Below are 301 nucleotides of genomic sequence, written 5' to 3' on the forward strand. Positions count from 1 at the left end.
ATATTTTTTGCCTTTCACATTTTACTCAAAAACAATTAATGATGTCTATGACGCGTTAAATAACTTACACATGCTGCTGAGCCTTTGATAACGCCCATACTCCCACCGAAAAGAGCACCACCCAATGCACCAACTGCCTGACCAACTGCAGTTCCAGTAGCTGCACCGCTAACTGCACCCCAAGCCGTTGATCTACCAATTTGACTAGCACAATGTGCTACTTTAGGATTTCCTCCACCAATTACATAACTCAATTTTTCTTCATTTAATACCATTAACTTTTCCATTTTAGTTACCTCCT

Annotated in this window: 1 protein-coding gene; it reads right to left on the reverse strand. The window is 40.2% G+C overall.

The window, feature by feature from the left end; genetic code table 11:
* Nucleotides 1-35 precede the first annotated feature (35 nt).
* On the reverse strand, nucleotides 36-301 hold a 266-nt coding region (locus tag EIZ37_RS25750), incomplete at its 5' end, for a bacteriocin class II family protein (protein ID WP_235828240.1).

Source organism: Brevibacillus migulae (assembly GCF_004521915.1).
GTDB lineage: Bacteria > Bacillota > Bacilli > Brevibacillales > Brevibacillaceae > Brevibacillus_F > Brevibacillus_F migulae.